This is a genomic window from Streptomyces tremellae (assembly GCF_039540215.1).
GTDB lineage: Bacteria > Actinomycetota > Actinomycetes > Streptomycetales > Streptomycetaceae > Streptomyces > Streptomyces tremellae.
On the sequence record NZ_BAABEP010000027.1, the window covers coordinates 32,118 to 48,671 of the forward strand.

Here is a 16,554-nt window from a genome sequence, read left to right on the forward strand (position 1 = left end):
CCGTCAGGCAGCCGCCCCGAACAGGACGACAGGAGACCGACGCCATGGCCATCGAGGTCCGCATCCCGACCATCCTCCGCACGTACACCGACGGGGCCAAGGCCGTGGAGGGCAGCGGCACCACCCTCGCCGAACTCCTGGCCGACCTCGACACCCGGCACTCCGGCATCCGCGAGCGCATCGTGGACGCCGACAAGGGCAACCAGCTGCGCCGGTTCGTCAACGTGTACCTGAACGACGAGGACGTCCGCTTCCTGGACGGCATCGAGACGAAGCTCTCCGACGGCGACAACGTCACCATCCTCCCGGCGGTCGCCGGCGGCGCGCTCACGAAGCGCCTGGCCTGATGCGGTACGACGCCCCGCTCGCGGCGGTCGGGAACACGCCGCTGGTGCGGCTGCCCCGGCTGTCCCCCTCCGACGACGTGCGGATCTGGGCCAAGCTTGAGGACCGCAACCCGACCGGTTCCGTCAAGGACAGGCCCGCCCTGCACATGGTCGAGCAGGCCGAGAAGGACGGCAGGCTCACCCCCGGCTGCACGATCCTCGAACCGACCAGCGGCAACACCGGCATCTCCCTCGCCATGGCGGCCAAGCTCAAGGGCTACCGCATGGTGTGCGTGATGCCGGAGAACACCTCGCAGGAGCGCCGCGACCTGCTCGGCATGTGGGGCGCCGAGATCGTCTCCTCGCCCGCGGAGGGCGGCTCCAACACCGCCGTGCGGGTGGCGAAGGACCTGGCGGAGAAGAACCCCGACTGGGTGATGCTCTACCAGTACGGCAACCCGGACAACGCGGGCGCGCACTACGCGACCACCGGCCCCGAGATCCTCGCCGACCTGCCGTCGATCACCCACTTCGTCGCGGGCCTCGGCACCACGGGCACGCTGATGGGCGTCGGCCGCTTCCTGCGCGAGCAGAAGCCCGACGTGCGGATCGTCGCCGCGGAGCCGCGCTACGACGACCTCGTCTACGGCCTGCGCAACCTCGACGAGGGCTTCGTGCCCGAGCTGTACGACGAGTCGGTGCTGACCACCCGGTTCTCCGTGGGCTCGGCCGACGCCGTCACCCGCACCCGCGAACTCCTCCAGCAGGAGGGCATCTTCGCGGGCATCTCCACCGGCGCCGCGCTGCACGCCGCCATCGGCGTGGGCAGGAAGGCGCTCGCCGCGGGCGAGAGCGCGGACATCGCGTTCGTCGTCGCCGACGGCGGCTGGAAGTACCTCTCCACCGGCGTCTACACGGCCGCCACCACCGAGGAGGCCATCGAGACGCTCCAGGGCCAGCTCTGGGCGTAGGACGCCCGGCGGGACCACCGCCCGACACCGCGACACCACAGCCGCCGGTGCCCTGACCGCCCCTCAGGCGGCTGCGGCGCCGGCGTCCGCGCGTACGGGGGCGCCCGGGGTCGTCCTGTCGGGGCGGCGGCAGGGCTCCCGGCGTCCGCGCGTACGGGCGCCCCTGCGCACGCGCGGGGGCGTCAGCCGAGCCGCCGCACCCGTTCCCACAGCGCCGCGTCGGCCGCGCCGACGCGGCGGCGGAACGCGCCGGGCCGCACCTCGCGGACCTCGTCGGTCTCCAGATAGCTGGCCCGCCCCCGCGCGTCGCCCACGGTGCCGGGCGGCAGCGCGATCACCCCGGGCCGCTCCGCGTGGTGCTTCGTGGTGATCTTCGCGACCCGTATCCGGTCGCCGCGTGCCGACAGCACCAGGCACGGCCGGTCCTTCTCGCCCGGCCCGTCCTCGTAGGGCACGGCGGCCCACCAGATCTCGCCCGGCCGCGGCAGCCCCGGCCGCTGCGGCTGCCCGGGACGGCCCGGCGGCCGGGTGGCCGCGCGCCACTGCCTGCGGCTCCGGCCCGCCCGCGCCCGCCCGTCCACCACCGAGGCCACGAGCGCGGCGGCCACCACGGCGATCAGCGCCACCCACCACCACGACGTCATGCACCGACCGTACCCGGCCCGTGCGCGGTGACCGCGGTCACCGGGAACACGGGGAACACCGGGAAGAGTGGACTTGCCGGTGACTTCCCCCACAACGCGCCGTCGTGGGGAAGCGGCCCGCCGGGTCGCGCCTTAGGCTCGACAGATCGAACCACCCCCGCACGACCGCCGTTCCACCGCGTGGGCCGTACGGTCCCTCACGCACCGTGCTCACGGCGTCACCGAACGACCCCCGTCGCCCACCGTCCACGCCACGGAGGTTCACGCTCCATGAAGCTCACCGTCGTCGGCTGCTCGGGCTCCTTTCCCGCCGCGGGATCGGCCTGCTCCAGCTACCTCGTCGAGGCCGACGGCTTCCGGCTGCTCCTCGACATGGGCAACGGCGCCCTCGGCGAGTTGCAGCGCCACATCGGTCTCTACGACCTCGACGCGATCTTCCTGAGCCATCTGCACGCCGACCACTGCATCGACATGTGCGCGTACTTCGTGGCCCGCTACTACCGGTACGAGGGCGGGCGCTGCGACGCCATCCCGGTCTACGGTCCCGAGGGCACCGAGCAGCGGCTCACCACCGCCTACGACGACACGCCGAGCGACAAGTCGATGAGCGAGGTCTTCGACTTCCGCACGCTGGAGCCCGGCACGTTCGACATCGGCCCGCTGACGGTCCGTACGGAGCGGATGGCGCACCCCGTGGACACGTTCGGCATCCGCGTCGAGCACGGCGGCAGCTCGCTCGCCTATTCGGCGGACACCGGGGCCGACGACACGCTGGTCGACCTGGCGCGCGGCACCGACCTGTTCCTGTGCGAGGCCGCCTTCACGGACGGCAAGGAGGACATCGCGGGCCTCCACCTCAACGGCAGGGAGGCCGGCGAGCACGCGGTGCGGGCGGGCACCAAGCGCCTCGTGCTGACGCACATTCCGCCGTGGACGGACGCGCGGCGCAATCTGGAGGACGCGCGCGAGGTGTACGCGGGTCCTTCCGAGCTCGCGGTGCCCGGCGCGGTCTACGAGCTGTAGCGGGGGCGCCCCGTGACGTGCGAAGGCGTCCGCCGCGCCCCGAGGGGGAGCGGCGGACGCCTTCGCACGGGTGCCGGGCACCGCCCCTCGGGGCGGCCGTCCGCGGCTACTTGGTGATGTCCTCGATCTCCTCCTCCGGCTCGCGGCCGGGGGTCTTGAGGTCGAACTTCACGATCACGAAGCGGAACACGACGTAGTAGACGACGCCGAAGACCAGCCCGATCGGGATGATCAGCCATGGCTTCGTGGCGAGGTTCCAGTTGAGGACGTAGTCGATCACGCCCGCGGAGAACGTGAAGCCGTCGTGCACGCCGAGGGACCAGGTCACGAACATCGAGATGGCCGTCAGGACCGCGTGCAGCGCGTACAGCAGCGGCGCGATGAACATGAACGAGAACTCGATGGGCTCGGTCACACCGGTCACGAACGAGGTCGCGGCGAGGGAGAGCATCATGCCGAGGACGACCTTGCGGCGCTCCGGGCGCGCGGTGTGCGCCATCGCCAGCGCGGCGGCGGGCAGGCCGAACATCATGATCGGGAAGAAGCCCGAGGTGAACTGCCCGGCGTGCGGGTCGCCCGCGAGGAAGCGGTTGATGTCGCCGTGCGAGACCACACCGGCGTGGTTGGTGAAGTCGCCGAGCTGGAACCAGGCCACCGTGTTGACGAACTGGTGCATGCCGATGGGGATCAGACCGCGGTTGACCAGGCCGAAGATGCCGGAGCCGAGAGCGCCGAGCCCGGTGATCCAGTTGCCGAAGCTGGTGATCGCGTCGCCGATGGGCTGCCAGCCGAGGACCGCGACGACGCCGAGCGCCGTGCCGACGAAGGCCATCAGGATCGGTACCAGGCGACGGCCGTTGAAGAAGCCCAGCCAGTCCACGAGCTTGGTGCGGTGGAAGCGCTGCCAGATCACCGCGGTCAGCAGGCCGAGGATGATGCCGCCGAGCACGCCGGGGTTCTGGAAGGACGCGTTGGTGACGACGCTGCCCTTCTGCCACTCGCCGGCCAGCAGGCCGTTCGATATGTAGGTGGCGCCGCCCATCCCGTCCTTGATCGGGAACTGGTGGATCACCGCGTAGTACGTGAAGAAACCGACGATCGCGGCGAGCGCGGTCGAGCCGTCCGACTTCTTGGCGAAGCCGATGGCGACGCCGATGCAGAACAGCAGGGGCAGGCCGAGCGAGGCGTCGAGCAGCATGCCGCCCGCGCCCGCGAAGACCTTCGCGACACTGTCCCAGCCGAGTCCCTGGTCCCCGAAGACGTCGGGCTGGCCGAGCCGGTTGAGGATGCCCGCGGCGGGCAGGACGGCGATCGGCAGCTGGAGACTGCGGCCCACCTTCTGCAGCCCCTGGAACAGTCCGGAACCCCGCTTTTTCGCGGGCGCCGCCGGGGCGGTGGCCGTACTCATCAACTTCCTCCATGCGCAGGGAACGCCGCGCGCCCCATGAGAACAGGTCTAAACCATTGAGTGGTTTAGACCTGTTGTAACACGGGGGTGGCTGTGCCTGGAACCCTCGAATATGGCCTGCATAAAGATCTACTCCGAAGCGTAACCACCGTGCGGCCGGGGCCCGCCGGGCGGGGTCGGGCGCGGGGGCCCGCAGGTCAGGGCCTGGTGTCCCCGGTCACCGTCTGCTCCTCCTGCGTCCCGGGATCGTCGGGATCGTCCGGTTCACGGCCCGGTGTCGGCAGGTCCAGCTTCGTGATCAGCACGCGGAAGACGGTGTAGTAGACCACCGCGAAGGCGAGGCCGATCGGGATGAGCAGCCAGGGCTTGGTCGCCAGGCCCCAGTTGATGACGTAGTCGATCAGGCCGGCGGAGAAGCTGAAGCCGTCCTTCGCGCCCAGCTGCCAGCTGACGAACATCGACACACCGGTCAGCACCGCGTGGATCGCGTACAGCAGCGGCGCGACGAAGAGGAACGAGTACTCGATCGGCTCCGTGACACCCGTCACGAACGACGTCAGGGCCACCGAGAGCATCAGGCCGCCGACCGCCTTCCTGCGGCTCGGCTTCGCGCAGTGGTAGATCGCGAGCGCGGCGGCGGGCAGCGCGAACATCATGATCGGGAAGAAGCCGGTGGTGAACTGGCCCGCCGTCGGGTCGCCCGCGAGGAAGCGGTTCACGTCGCCGTGCACGACCGTGCCGTCCGGCTTCGTGTAGTCGCCGAACTGGAACCACACGAAGGTGTTCAGGAACTGGTGCAGCCCGAACACCAGCAGCCCGCGGTTGGCCACGCCGAAGATCCCCGAGCCCCACGCCCCCGCGTCCACCAGCCACTTGGAGAAGTCCGTCAGCCCGTCGCCGATCGGCTGCCACACCCACACCGAGAGCGAGGCGACCAGCAGCCCGACGAACGCCATGACGATCGGTACGAGGCGACGCCCGTTGAAGAAGCCGAGCCAGTCCACCAGCTTGACCCGGTGGAACCTGCGCCACAGCCACGCGGTGAGCAACCCCATCACGATGCCGCCGAAGACGCCCGGGTTCTGGTACGAGGCCTGCGTCACCGTCGTGCCGTCCGGCGTCACGCACACGCCCGACCACACCCCGGCGCCGGTGAAGCGCGCGGCGCCGTCGCAGTCGAGCGGGAAGGCGTGCAGCACCGCGTAGTACGCGAGGAAACCGGTGACGGCGGCGAGCGCGGTCGAGCCGTCCGCCTTCCTCGCCATGCCGATGGCGACGCCGATGCAGAACAGCAGGGGCAGGCCGAGCGAGGAGTCGAGCAGGGCGCCGCCCGCGGCGGCGAAGACCTTGGCCACGGCGTCCCAGCCGAGTCCCTGGGCGCCGAAGACGTCGGGCTGGCCGAGCCGGTTCAGGATGCCCGCGGCCGGCAGGACGGCGATCGGCAGCTGGAGGCTGCGGCCCATCTTCTGCAGACCCTGGAACAGCCCCTGCCACCAGTGTCCGCGCGGGGCGCCAGGCGCCCGCCGGCTCCGCACCGCCCCGTCGCCGCTCATGGGTGCCTCCCCGGCCATAATGGTGTAGACCAGTTGCGGAATGCCCGCGGTCCACCGATGGTCGACATCTTTCGGCACGGGACCGGAATGCGCCCGAGGAGATGGGCCAACCGTGCGTTACCGTGACAAAACATTCAGTATGCCGGTGCTTCGACAGGCCAATACGCTTGTACGGCAAGGCGCCAGGGACACAGGGAGACACCATGGCCAGCAAGGCTGAGAAGATCGTCGCCGGGCTCGGCGGACTCGACAACATCGTCGAGGTCGAGGGCTGCATCACGCGGCTGCGCACCGAGGTCAACGACGCCTCCCTCGTGAACGAGGCGGCGCTCAAGGCCGCGGGCGCCCACGGCGTCGTCAAGATGGGCACGGCCGTCCAGGTCGTCATCGGCACCGACGCCGACCCCATCGCCTCCGACATCGAGGACATGATGGACTGACGCGGACCGGCCACCGCAGCCCACGGGCCCGCTCCCGCACGCCGGGGGCGGGCCCGCCCCCGCCCACCGCAGGGACCTGCCGCGCTCCGGCGCCCGATAGGCTCGGCGCCATGTCACGTATCGACGGCCGAACCCCCGAACAGCTCCGCCCTGTCACCATCGAACGCGGATGGAGCAAGCACGCCGAGGGCTCCGTCCTCGTCTCCTTCGGCGACACCCGCGTCCTGTGCAGCGCCAGCTTCACCGAGGGCGTGCCGCGCTGGCGCAAGGGCAGCGGCGAGGGCTGGGTCACCGCCGAGTACGCGATGCTGCCCCGCTCCACCAACACCCGCGGCGACCGCGAGTCCGTACGCGGCCGGATCGGCGGCCGCACCCACGAGATCAGCCGCCTGATCGGCCGCTCCCTGCGGGCCGTCGTCGACTACAAGGCGCTCGGCGAGAACACCGTCGTCCTCGACTGCGACGTCCTCCAGGCGGACGGAGGCACCCGCACCGCCGCCATCACCGGTGCCTATGTCGCGCTCGCCGACGCCGTCGCCTGGGCGCGCGGCAAGAAGCTCGTCAAGGCCGGGCGCGAGCCGCTCACCGGCACCGTCGCCGCCGTCAGCGTCGGCATCGTCGCCGGCACCCCCCTCCTCGACCTCTGCTACGAGGAGGACGTGCGCGCCGACACCGACATGAACGTCGTCTGCACCGGCGACGGCCGCTTCGTCGAGATCCAGGGCACCGCCGAGGCCGAGCCCTTCGACCGCGAGGAACTGAACACCCTGCTCGACCTGGCCACCGCGGGCTGCGCCGACCTCGCCCGCCTCCAGACCGAGGCGCTCGCGGACACCGCGAGGCAAGCGGGCACCGCAAGGTAAAGCGGGAACCAAAAGACGCCCCCGCGCGTCCTTACAGGTGCGGGCGCACGGCGAGAGCGGTGCGTCCGTCCAGACTCCGGCGGCGGCCGCGGTCCCGGCCCCCGGCGGGCGGGTCCCGCGGCCCTCGTGCGCCCGGATAGGTTGGGCGCATGACCCGCCTGATCCTCGCCACCCGCAACGCCGGAAAGATCACCGAACTCCGCGCCATCCTCGCCGACAGCGGCCTCAGCCACGAGCTCGTCGGCGCCGACGCCTACCCGGAGATCCCCGACGTCAAGGAGACCGGCGTCACCTTCGCGGAGAACGCCCTGCTCAAGGCGCACGCCCTCGCGCGCGCCACCGGCCACCCGGCGATCGCGGACGACTCCGGCCTCTGCGTCGACGTCCTCGGCGGCGCGCCCGGCATCTTCTCCGCGCGCTGGGCGGGGCGCCACGGCGACGACCAGGCCAACCTCCACCTGCTCCTGGCCCAGCTCGCCGACATCGCACAACCGCACCGCGCCGCCCACTTCGCCTGCGCCGCCGCGCTCGCCCTGCCCGACGGCACGGAGCGCGTCGTCGAGGGCACCCTCCCCGGCACCCTGCGCACGGCACCCGCGGGCACGGGCGGCTTCGGCTACGACCCGATCCTCCAGCCGGAGGGCTCCACCCGCACCTGCGCCGAGCTGACCGCGGCGGAGAAGAACGCGATCAGCCACCGCGGCAAGGCCTTCCGCGCCCTGGTCCCGTCCCTCACGGAACTCGTGGCCTGAGGCGCCGGCGCGGCGACCGCCGCGCGAAACGGCCCGGGGCCGCGTCCTCGCCGACGCCGCCCCGGGCCGTTGCCGTGCGGTGGAAGGGATTCGAACCCTCAAGCCCGGTCAAGGGCCACAGATCCTAAGTCTGCTGCGTCGCCGTTGCGCCACCACCGCGGACCGCCGGCCGCGTACGGCGCCCGGCGGCCCTCAGTCTACGGCGCCGCGGGACGCCTCCGCGGATTGGGCGCCGCGGTCAGAAGCGGGGCTCCTGCGCCTGCTCGTGGGCGAGCTCCGCGGCCTCCTCAGGGGTGGAGACCGAGGGCGGGGAGCCCTGGAGGGGCTGCTGCGCCGTCTCCTTCATGAACAGGACGGCGATGACACCCACGATCGCCGCGCCGGTCGCGTAGTAGGCGGGCATCAGGTTGGTGCCGCCGATGTCGATGAGGGCGGTGATGACCAGCGGGGTGGTACCGCCGAAGAGGGAGGTGGAGACGTTGTAGCCGATCGAGAGGCCGCCGTAGCGCACCTGCGTGGGGAAGAGCGCGGGCAGGGCCGCCGACATGGTGCCCAGCAGGCAGACCAGCGAGAGCCCCAGCATCGCGAGACCGATGATGATCAGGATGATGTTGCCCTCCCTGATCAGCAGGAACGACGGTATGGAGAGCACCAGGAAGCCCAGCATGCCCGCGAGCAGCAGGGGCTTCCTGCCGTAGCGGTCGTTGAGCCGCCCCACCTGGTTGATCAGCAGCATCATGGCCACCATCACGCCGAGCAGGATCAGCAGGCCGTGGGTGGTGCCGTAGCCGAGTTCGTCCGAGAGGTACGTCGGCATGTACGACAGCAGCATGTAGTCGGTGATGTTGTACGCGGCGACCAGGGCGACGCACAGGACCAGCGGCCGCCAGTAGTTGGTGAAGATCTTGGCGAGGTCGCCCTTGGCGGTGGTCTCGACGGTGTCGGCCGCCTCGGACGCCCGCACCCGGACGTTCTCCGTGGAGAGCTTCTGGAACGCGGGCGTCTCGTCGAGCTTCAGCCGCAGATAGAGGCCGATGAGCCCGAGCGGACCCGCCAGCAGGTACGGAAGGCGCCAGCCCCAGCTCTGCAGGCCGCTGTCGCCGAGGGTGACGGTGAGCAGGGTGACGAGCCCCGCAGCGCCGACGTAGCCGGCGAGTGTGCCGAACTCCAGGAAGCTGCCGAAGAAACCGCGGCGCTTGTCGGGGGCGTACTCGGCGATGAACGTGGACGCGCCGCCGTACTCGCCGCCGGTGGAGAAGCCCTGCACGAGGCGGAGCAGGATGAGCAGCGCGGGCGCCCACAGGCCTATGGAGCTGTACGAGGGCAGGACGCCGATGAAGAACGTGCCGAACGCCATCATCAGCATGGTCAGCGCGAGGACCCGCTGCCTGCCGAGCTTGTCGCCGAGGGGGCCGAGGACCACACTGCCGAGCGGCCGTACCAGGAAGGAGATGGCGAAGGTGGCGAAGGTCAGCAGCAACTGGGCCGAGCCGTGGCCGCCGGGGAAGAAGACCTTGCCGATCGTGCCGGCCATGTAGCTGTAGATACCGAAGTCGTACCACTCCATGGCGTTGCCGAGCGCCGCCGCCTTGACCGCCCGCTTGACCGCCGCCTCATCGGTGACGGTGATGTCCGATCTCCGCAGACGGGGGTTGCGCCGCTGCTTGATCGTCCGGAACAGGGTGGGGTGGCGCCGGACCGCAGCCCGGTCGGCCACCTCTTCGTAGTCCTGGCCGGCCATGGCGGTTCCTTTCTGCGTACAACAAAGTCCAGTGGAACCTTCTGCGCGTTTCAAGCGTCCGCAAACCCGGGCCGCACCGAAGTGCGACCCCGGTCACAAGGTGTGGCGGGTGTGTCAGATTCCCAGGTCTTTGATGATCTTCGCGACGTGGCCCGTGGCCCGCACGTTGTAGAAGGCCCGCTCGACCCTGCCCTCCTCGTCCACGACGATCGTCGAGCGGATGACCCCGGTCACCGCCTTTCCGTACATCATCTTCTCTCCGAAGGCTCCGTACGACTCGAGGACCTCTTTCGAGGGATCGCTGAGAAGCGTCACTTTCAGGTTCTCCTTCTCGCGGAACTTCGCAAGTTTCTCCGGCTTGTCCGGGGAGATCCCGATGACGTCGTAACCCGATCCGGCCAGGACGTCCAGGTTGTCCGTGAAGTCGCAGGCCTGCTTGGTGCAGCCGGGGGTGAGGGCGGCCGGGTAGAAATACACGATGACCTTGCGGCCCTTGTGGCCGGCGAGCGACACGCTGTTGCCGTCCGCGTCGGGCAGTGTGAAGTCGGGGGCGGTGTCGCCGGGGCTGAGGCGTTCGCTCATGGGATTTCTCCGTGAGGTGCGGGAAGTCGTGCGGTACGGCGTACACCACGCCGTGCCCGAGCGCACGCCGGGATGTACGCCGCCGAGCGTAACGGGGGGTGCCGCCGGGTGCGGGAGCGGCGGAACTGACAGACTGTGGCCCACAGGTCGGTGCGGGTGTACCGGAACACGACGAGGGACGACGGAGGCGGCGCGGTGTCGGATGCCGATGCGAGGACCCCTGCGCAGATCGAGGCGGACATCGTCCGCCGCAGGGGTCAGCTTGCCGAAACGCTCGACGAGATCGGGGTGCGGGTGCACCCGAAGACGATCGTGGGCGACGCCAGGGCCCGGGTGGCCTCCACGGTGGACCAGACCGCGGGCCGCGCGTTCGTCGCGGTGAACCGCGTGGTCTCGGACGTGAAGGCGCAGTTCGTCGACGACGAGGGCTCGCCCCGCCTGGAGCGGGTCATTCCGGCGGCGCTGCTCGTGGTGGGTGTGGCCGGGCTGCTGACGGTGTCGCTGCGGCGGCGCGGCCGCTGAGCGCACGGGGCCGTGGCCGCCGCCCACCCTGGGGCGGTCCGCCGCGGCCCCGCCGGGTAGGTTCTTCGCCGTGAGCGAGAACACCCACGAGAAGCTGCCCATCCGGATGCTGCACGACCGCGTGCTGGTCAGAACGGACATCCCCGAGGGCGAGCGGCGTTCGTCCGGCGGCATCGTGATCCCGGCGACCGCGGCGGTCGGCAGGCGGCTGGCCTGGGCCGAAGTGGTGGCCGTCGGCCAGAACGTACGGACGGTGGAGCCCGGCGACCGGGTGCTGTACGACCCGGAGGACCGCGCGGAGGTCGAGGTGCGCGGCGTCGCGTACGTCCTGATGCGGGAGCGCGACCTGCACGCGGTGGCCGCCGACAGGTTCGAGGGCTCGGAGGACGCGACAGGGCTGTACCTGTAGCGGCGCCCGACGCGAAATGCCTCGGCGGAAGGCCCGGTGACCAGGGGTCACCGGGCCTCGGCACGCCGGGGGGACCGGGCCTTTGCTACGGTCGGCCGGGAACGCCCGACGAGACGCGCCGTACCGGGCGAAGGCAAAGACGACGCACCCTGTGTCCGCAGTCTGCTGTGCCGGAGGTGCCGTCGTGGCGTGGGTGTTGTTGCTGGTGGCCGGGGCCCTTGAGGTCGTCTGGTCGATCGCTTTGAAGTTCAGTGACGGGTTCACGCGGCTGTGGCCGAGCGTGCTGACCGTCGTCGGTGTCACCGCGAGCATGGTGCTGCTCGCGCAGGCCGCGAAGTCCCTGCCGATCGGGACCGCGTACGGCGTCTGGGTCGGCATCGGGGCGGTCGGCGCGGCCGTCGTGGGCATGGCCGTGCTGCACGAGCCGGTGACGGCGGCCCGGATCTTCTTCGTCTGCCTGCTGGTCGTGGCGGTCGTCGGCCTTGAGGCGACCTCGGGCGACGGCTAGGGAGCGGTCTGTGCCCCGCGCTGCCGCCCTGTGCCCCCCGCGGCCGTCGTGGCGGCAGGGGGCGGACACGGCCCCGGGGCGCGGGGGCGGCCGGTCGGCGGCGCCGCACCGGCCGCAAGGACGGGGCGTACGAGCCGTCAGCCGGCGCGGGTGAGCCCGGGGACGCTGCCGCCGGGCGGCCGGACGGGCCCGCCGGTCGGGCCGCCCGCCCCGCCCGGACCCCCTCCGCCGTCGCCGCCCCCGTCCGTGCCGCCGCCCGCCCCGCCGTCACCGGTGCCGCCGCCGTTGTCGCCGGTGCCGCCGCCCGTGTCGGTGCCGCCGTCGTCACCGCCCGTGCCGCCCACGGTGCCGGTGCCGCCGTCCACGGTGCCGCCGTCGCCGCCGGTCTGGCCGCCCGCGGGGCTCTGGCCGCCGTCGGTGGAACCGCCGTTGTCGCCGCCTGTCCCGTTCTGGCCGCCGTCGCCGGTGCCGCCGGTGCCGTTCTGGCCGCCGTCGTCGGAGCCGCCGTCGTCGCCGCCCGTGGTGGCGGGCGCCGAGCTCGAACCGGTCGGCCGCCCTGAGGGGCGGCCCGAGGGCTCGTCGCGCTGCTCCGCGCCGTGCTGGAGGTGCAGGTCGAACTTCTTGGCGGGGGAGCCCTTGAGGGCGGCCGCCGTGTACTGCGCCCAGATCTGCGCGGGCGGCCCGCCGCCGTTGATGCGGGCCTGGCCGAGCGCCCCGTACAGCGGCTCGTGCTTCGCGGTGTCGGGGTCGGCGCCCATCAGCGAGACGACTGTCGTCAGGTCCGGTGTGTACCCGGCGAACCAGGCCGCCTGGTCGTCCTCGGCCGTGCCGGTCTTGCCCGCGGCGGGGCGCCCCGCCGCCTGCGCCGCGGTGCCGGTGCCGTCGCTGCTTTCGACCACCGTGCGCAGCACGGACGTCGTGGTGTCCGCGGCCTGCCTGCTCACGGCCCGGGTGGCAGAGCGGTGCGGCAGGGCGATCCTGTCGCCGTTCTTGGTGATGTTCGCGACGAGCGAGTACGCCTGCCGTTGCCCGTGGTGGGCGAGCGTCGCGTACGCCTGGGCCATGTCGAGGACGCTCGCGGTGGCCGGGCCGAGCGCGATCGACGGGGTCGCCGTCAGGTCGGGGGTGGTGGCGGGGATGCCGAGGTCGACCGCGGTGTGTTCGACCGTGGAGGGGCCGACGTCCTCGGCGAGCTGCGCGTACACGGCGTTGACCGACTTGTTGGTGGCGGTGCGCACGGTGATGTCGCCGTAGTCGCGGTCGTCCTCGTTGGCGGGGGCGTAGCCGGTGGACCCGTCCGGGCCCTGCACCATGCGGTGGTTGTCGCCGTTGTACGTGGTGTTCGGTGTGATGCGCTCGCCGCCCTGCGTCCTTGAGCCGTTCTGGATCGCGGAGGCGAGGACGAACGGCTTGAAGGTGGAGCCGACCTGGTAGTCGCGGCGGGTTGCGTTGTCGACGTACTGCTTCGTGTAGTCGATGCCGCCGTACAGGGCGACGACGTCGCCCGTCGCGGGGTCGACGGACGCGCCGCCCACCCGGACGTTCCTGTCGGCCTTGCGGCTCTTGTCCAGCTTGGAGTTGACGTTGTCGTCGACCGCCTCGACCAGCGCGTCCTGCTTGGGCCGCTGGAGCGTGGTGGTGATCCGGTAGCCGCCGCTCGCGAGGGTGTCCTCGTCGATGATCTTGTTGCTGGTGAGGTAGTCCTTGACCGCCTCGACGACGTAGCCGCGCTGCCCGGAGAGGCCGGCGCGCGAGGGGCCCGAGTAGCGCTTGGGCGTGGGGAAGGAGAGCTTCGCGCGGGCCGGCCCGCTGAGCCAGTGCTCCTTGACCATGCCGCCCAGCACGTAGTTCCAGCGGTCCGTCGCCGCGCCCTTGTTCTCCGGGTGCGCGACCACGTCGAACTCGCTGGGCGCGTTGAGCAGCGACGCCAGGTACGCGCCCTGCGCGGTGTCGAGACCGCCGTGTTCGTTGATGTTCTTGCCGTAGTACGCCTGCGCCGCCGCCTGGATGCCGTAGGCGTTGCGCCCGAAGTAGCTGGTGTTCAGATAGCCCTGGAGGATCTGATCCTTGGACTGCTCGCGGTTGAGCTTGACCGCGATGAAGAACTCCTTGACCTTGCGGACCACCGTCTGCTCCTGGCCCAGGTAGTAGTTCTTCACGTACTGCTGGGTGATGGTCGAACCGCCCTGCGTGCCCTTGCCCGTGAGGGTGTTCCAGGCGGCGCGCACCATGCCGAGCGGGTCGACGGCGGGCTCCCCGTAGAAGTCGCGGTCCTCCGCGGCCAGCACGGCGTGCCGCACGGTGAGCGGTACCTGCGACAGCGGCACGTTCTCCCGGTTGACGTCGCCGTCGCGGGCGATCTGGGTGCCGTCCTTGTACAGGTACACGTTGGACTGGGCGGTCGCCGCGGCGTTGGCGGGCGGGATGTCGACCAGGTTGTAGCCCGCGATGAAGCCGCCGACCACGATCACCAGGAGGGCCAGCACCCCGAAAAGCACCATGCGCCACGTCGGCAGCACCCTGCGCCAGCCGGTTCGCCGCCGCTTCCCCGGGCGCTGCGGCGGGGCGTCCGCGGGGGACGCGTCCCCGGCGCCCGAAGCGGGCCCCGGCTGGTCGCCGCCCTGCTGGGATGGCTCGTCACTCATGTGTGGGAAGACTCCTCAACCGGGGCCGAAGGTGCACGCTCCGGCATAACGGTGTCGTATCGGGTGCGCTGGTGCGGTCTTTCTTTTTTCCCATGGTTCGGCCGGTGTCCCCCGCACCTGGGGCCCCTCTGCCCCCGATTGGCTCTCATGCGTCTTTCTCCTCGGGGGAGGTCCGGCCGGAGGATCCTGCCGGGGGATCCGGCCCGGAGTCCGGCCCGGAGTCCGGCTTGGCGTCCGGCTTGGCGTCCGGCCCGGGAAAAACTCCGTCGCCCCCGGGGAACGGGTCGGCTAGGGTCGTGCGCTTCGGTGCCGCCGCCGCTGGGCGCGGGGGCGGAGAGGGGCTGTCGTGCGGCTGTACGCCGTCGTCTGGGCGGGCGCGTTCCGTCGGTACGCGACCTACCGGACGGCCACAGTCGCCGGACTGTTCACCAACACCGCCTTCGGCTTCATCATCGCGTACACGTACACGGCCCTCTGGCACCTGCGGCCGCACCTCGGCGGCTACGGTCCCGCCGAGGCGCTGACCTTCGTCTGGGTCAGCCAGGGGCTGCTCGCCGCGTCCGGGATCATGGGCGGCGGCTTCGAGGACGAACTGATGGACCGCATCCGCTCCGGTGACATCGCCGTCGACCTCTACCGCCCCGTCGACCTGCAACGGTGGTGGCTCGCCCAGGACCTCGGCAGGGCCGTCTTCCAACTGCTCGCGCGCGGCGCGGTGCCGGTGGCCGTGGGCGCCCTCTTCTTCGACCTGGCGCTGCCCGCCGACCCGCTGGTCTGGGCCGCCTTCCTCGGTGCCGTCCTGCTGGGCAACGTGGTGAGCTTCGCGATCCGCTACGTCGTGGCCCTCAGCGGCTTCTGGCTCCTCGACGGCACCGGCGCCCTCCAGCTGTCCCGGCTCGCGGCCACCTTCTGGTCGGGGATGCTCCTCCCGCTGAACGTCTTCCCCGGCCTGCTCGGCCGGCTCGCGCGCGCCCTGCCGTGGTCGGCGCAGCTCCAGCTCCCCGCCGACGTGCTGCTCGGCACCGAGAGGGGCTGGGCGGTGGCCGGCGTGTACGGGTTCCAGGCGGCCTGGGCCGCCGTGCTGCTCGCGCTCGGCCGGGTGCTCCAGATCGCGGCGACCCGGAGGCTGGTGGTCCAGGGTGGCTGAGGAGACGGGCACGGGCGGCCTCGACGCGCTCGGGCCGGCGGGCGGACCGGCACCGGTGGGCTCGGCGCCGGTGGACTCGGCCCCGGGGGGAACGGCCCCGGGGGGAACGGCCTCGGAGGGAACGGCCCCGGGGGGAACGGCCCCCGCCGCACGCCCCGGCGCGCTGCCACCCGCCGGCGCCGCGCCCGGACGGCTGCGGGAAGGCCTGCGCGTGTACGGGCTGATCGTCGCCATGGGCATCAGGTCGCAGCTCACCTACCGGCTGTCCTTCACGGTGACCGCGCTCGGCAACCTCGTGGCCACGGCCTTCGACTTCGTGACCATTCTGCTGATGTTCTCGCAGGTCCACGCGCTCGGCGGGTTCTCGCTCGCCCAGATCGCCTTCCTCTACGGCACGTCCGCCACCTCCTTCGGACTCGTCGACCTCTTCCTCGGCTCGACCGAGCGCCTCGGCGCGCGGGTGCGCGACGGCACGCTCGACACGTTCCTGCTGCGCCCCGCGCCGGTGCTCGCGCAGGTCGCGGCGGACCGCTTCGCCGCCCGGCGGATCGGCCGGGTGGTGCAGGGCGGCGCCGTCCTCGGCTACGCGCTCGCCGCGGCGGGCATCGACTGGTCCCCGGTGCGCGTCGCGCTCCTGCCGCTGATGCTGCTGAGCGGGGCCCTGATCTTCGCCGCGGTGTTCGTGGTGGGCGCGGCCTTCCAGTTCTGGGCGCAGGACGCGGCCGAGGTGCAGAGCGCGTTCACCTACGGCGGCACGACGCTGCTCCAGTACCCGCCCGGCCTGTTCGCGCAGGACCTGGTGCGCGGGGTGACGTTCGTGGTGCCGCTCGCCTTCGTCAACTGGCTGCCCGCGCTCTACGTGCTCGACCGCCCGATGCCGGTGGGCCTGCCGCGGTGGGCCGCCTTCCTCGCGCCCGCGGTCGCGGCGGTGTGCTGCGCGGGGGCCGGCGCGCTGTGGCGCCGCGGCGTCAGGTCGTACCGGAGTACGGGCAGTTGAGACAGCGACCGGAGCAGGGCACA

The 16,554-nt window shown here is 71.7% G+C and carries 17 protein-coding genes, 1 tRNA gene and 1 riboswitch; of the genes, 11 read left to right on the forward strand and 7 right to left on the reverse strand.

All coding sequences use genetic code 11. From position 1 onward, the window contains the following. Positions 1 to 44 precede the first annotated feature (44 nt). Both ABEA77_RS19075 and ABEA77_RS19080 read left to right on the forward strand, forming a co-directional pair. Complete coding sequence (locus ABEA77_RS19075) at positions 45 to 347, forward strand: MoaD/ThiS family protein (protein ID WP_345648771.1); 303 nt, start codon at positions 45 to 47, stop codon at positions 345 to 347. Continuing rightward, positions 347 to 1,297 carry a PLP-dependent cysteine synthase family protein gene (locus tag ABEA77_RS19080; protein WP_345648774.1) on the forward strand — a complete coding sequence of 317 codons (951 nt, stop codon included), beginning with the start codon at positions 347 to 349 and terminating at the stop codon, positions 1,295 to 1,297. The genes ABEA77_RS19075 and ABEA77_RS19080 overlap by 1 nt, the downstream gene beginning before the upstream one ends. 182 nt (positions 1,298 to 1,479) lie before the next feature. Here the strand turns inward: ABEA77_RS19080 and ABEA77_RS19085 are convergent, their stop codons facing one another. Further along, positions 1,480 to 1,941, reverse strand: a complete 462-nt coding sequence (locus tag ABEA77_RS19085; protein WP_345648777.1) for a type II toxin-antitoxin system PemK/MazF family toxin — start codon at positions 1,939 to 1,941, stop codon at positions 1,480 to 1,482. A gap of 270 nt (positions 1,942 to 2,211) precedes the next feature. Between ABEA77_RS19085 and ABEA77_RS19090 the strand changes: the two genes are divergently transcribed. Then, positions 2,212 to 2,964, forward strand: a complete 753-nt coding sequence (locus tag ABEA77_RS19090; RefSeq protein ID WP_345648779.1) for an MBL fold metallo-hydrolase — start codon at positions 2,212 to 2,214, stop codon at positions 2,962 to 2,964. Positions 2,965 to 3,070: 106 nt separating this feature from the next. Here ABEA77_RS19090 and ABEA77_RS19095 read toward each other — a convergent pair whose 3' ends face one another. Further along, positions 3,071 to 4,372 carry a PTS transporter subunit EIIC gene (locus tag ABEA77_RS19095; RefSeq protein WP_345648781.1) on the reverse strand — a complete coding sequence of 434 codons (1,302 nt, stop codon included), beginning with the start codon at positions 4,370 to 4,372 and terminating at the stop codon, positions 3,071 to 3,073. A gap of 197 nt (positions 4,373 to 4,569) precedes the next feature. Continuing rightward, the gene (locus ABEA77_RS19100; protein ID WP_345648783.1) at positions 4,570 to 5,925 is read right to left on the reverse strand and encodes a PTS transporter subunit EIIC; all 1,356 of its coding nucleotides are present in this window, start codon (positions 5,923 to 5,925) and stop codon (positions 4,570 to 4,572) included. A gap of 203 nt (positions 5,926 to 6,128) precedes the next feature. On the opposite strand from ABEA77_RS19100, the gene ABEA77_RS19105 reads away from it, so the two are divergent. The 3 genes from ABEA77_RS19105 to rdgB all read left to right on the forward strand — a co-directional run bounded on the left by ABEA77_RS19105 (position 6,129) and on the right by rdgB (position 7,980). Continuing rightward, a complete protein-coding gene (locus ABEA77_RS19105; RefSeq protein WP_345648784.1) occupies positions 6,129 to 6,365 on the forward strand; it encodes a PTS sugar transporter subunit IIB in 237 nt (78 codons plus the stop codon). Positions 6,366 to 6,475: 110 nt separating this feature from the next. Further along, positions 6,476 to 7,228, forward strand: a complete 753-nt coding sequence (gene rph / locus ABEA77_RS19110) for a ribonuclease PH (RefSeq protein WP_345648785.1) — start codon at positions 6,476 to 6,478, stop codon at positions 7,226 to 7,228. A 149-nt stretch (positions 7,229 to 7,377) separates the two neighbouring features. Beyond that, positions 7,378 to 7,980, forward strand: a complete 603-nt coding sequence (gene rdgB / locus ABEA77_RS19115) for an RdgB/HAM1 family non-canonical purine NTP pyrophosphatase (RefSeq protein ID WP_345648788.1) — start codon at positions 7,378 to 7,380, stop codon at positions 7,978 to 7,980. Positions 7,981 to 8,055: 75 nt separating this feature from the next. Here the strand turns inward: rdgB and ABEA77_RS19120 are convergent. From ABEA77_RS19120 to bcp, 3 genes are all read right to left on the reverse strand, one after another. Then, a tRNA-Leu gene (locus ABEA77_RS19120) sits at positions 8,056 to 8,139 on the reverse strand. Positions 8,140 to 8,218: 79 nt separating this feature from the next. After that, the gene (proP, locus tag ABEA77_RS19125) at positions 8,219 to 9,721 is read right to left on the reverse strand and encodes a glycine betaine/L-proline transporter ProP (protein ID WP_345648791.1); all 1,503 of its coding nucleotides are present in this window, start codon (positions 9,719 to 9,721) and stop codon (positions 8,219 to 8,221) included. A gap of 114 nt (positions 9,722 to 9,835) precedes the next feature. Beyond that, on the reverse strand, positions 9,836 to 10,303 hold the full coding sequence (gene bcp / locus ABEA77_RS19130; protein ID WP_345648794.1) for a thioredoxin-dependent thiol peroxidase: 468 nt from the start codon (positions 10,301 to 10,303) through the stop codon (positions 9,836 to 9,838). Positions 10,304 to 10,498: 195 nt separating this feature from the next. Between bcp and ABEA77_RS19135 the strand changes: the two genes are divergently transcribed. The 3 genes from ABEA77_RS19135 to ABEA77_RS19145 all read left to right on the forward strand — a co-directional run bounded on the left by ABEA77_RS19135 (position 10,499) and on the right by ABEA77_RS19145 (position 11,742). Then, positions 10,499 to 10,825, forward strand: coding sequence for a DUF3618 domain-containing protein (locus ABEA77_RS19135; RefSeq protein WP_345648797.1), 327 nt, complete (start codon positions 10,499 to 10,501; stop codon positions 10,823 to 10,825). 106 nt (positions 10,826 to 10,931) lie between these two features. Beyond that, complete coding sequence (locus tag ABEA77_RS19140) at positions 10,932 to 11,234, forward strand: GroES family chaperonin (protein ID WP_345648904.1); 303 nt, start codon at positions 10,932 to 10,934, stop codon at positions 11,232 to 11,234. 83 nt (positions 11,235 to 11,317) lie between these two features. After that, a riboswitch (guanidine-III (ykkC-III) riboswitch) is annotated at positions 11,318 to 11,383 on the forward strand. Between the two features lie 35 nt (positions 11,384 to 11,418). Then, a complete protein-coding gene (locus tag ABEA77_RS19145) occupies positions 11,419 to 11,742 on the forward strand; it encodes a DMT family transporter (RefSeq protein ID WP_345648799.1) in 324 nt (107 codons plus the stop codon). Between the two features lie 137 nt (positions 11,743 to 11,879). Here the strand turns inward: ABEA77_RS19145 and ABEA77_RS19150 are convergent, their stop codons facing one another. Continuing rightward, a complete protein-coding gene (locus tag ABEA77_RS19150) occupies positions 11,880 to 14,387 on the reverse strand; it encodes a transglycosylase domain-containing protein (RefSeq protein WP_345648801.1) in 2,508 nt (835 codons plus the stop codon). 346 nt (positions 14,388 to 14,733) lie between these two features. Here ABEA77_RS19150 and ABEA77_RS19155 point away from each other — a divergent pair, with 346 nt between their 5' ends. Both ABEA77_RS19155 and ABEA77_RS19160 read left to right on the forward strand, forming a co-directional pair. Then, positions 14,734 to 15,534 carry an ABC transporter permease gene (locus ABEA77_RS19155; RefSeq protein WP_345648804.1) on the forward strand — a complete coding sequence of 267 codons (801 nt, stop codon included), beginning with the start codon at positions 14,734 to 14,736 and terminating at the stop codon, positions 15,532 to 15,534. A gap of 163 nt (positions 15,535 to 15,697) precedes the next feature. Further along, on the forward strand, positions 15,698 to 16,531 hold the full coding sequence (locus ABEA77_RS19160; protein ID WP_345648906.1) for an ABC transporter permease: 834 nt from the start codon (positions 15,698 to 15,700) through the stop codon (positions 16,529 to 16,531). Positions 16,532 to 16,554 lie beyond the last annotated feature (23 nt).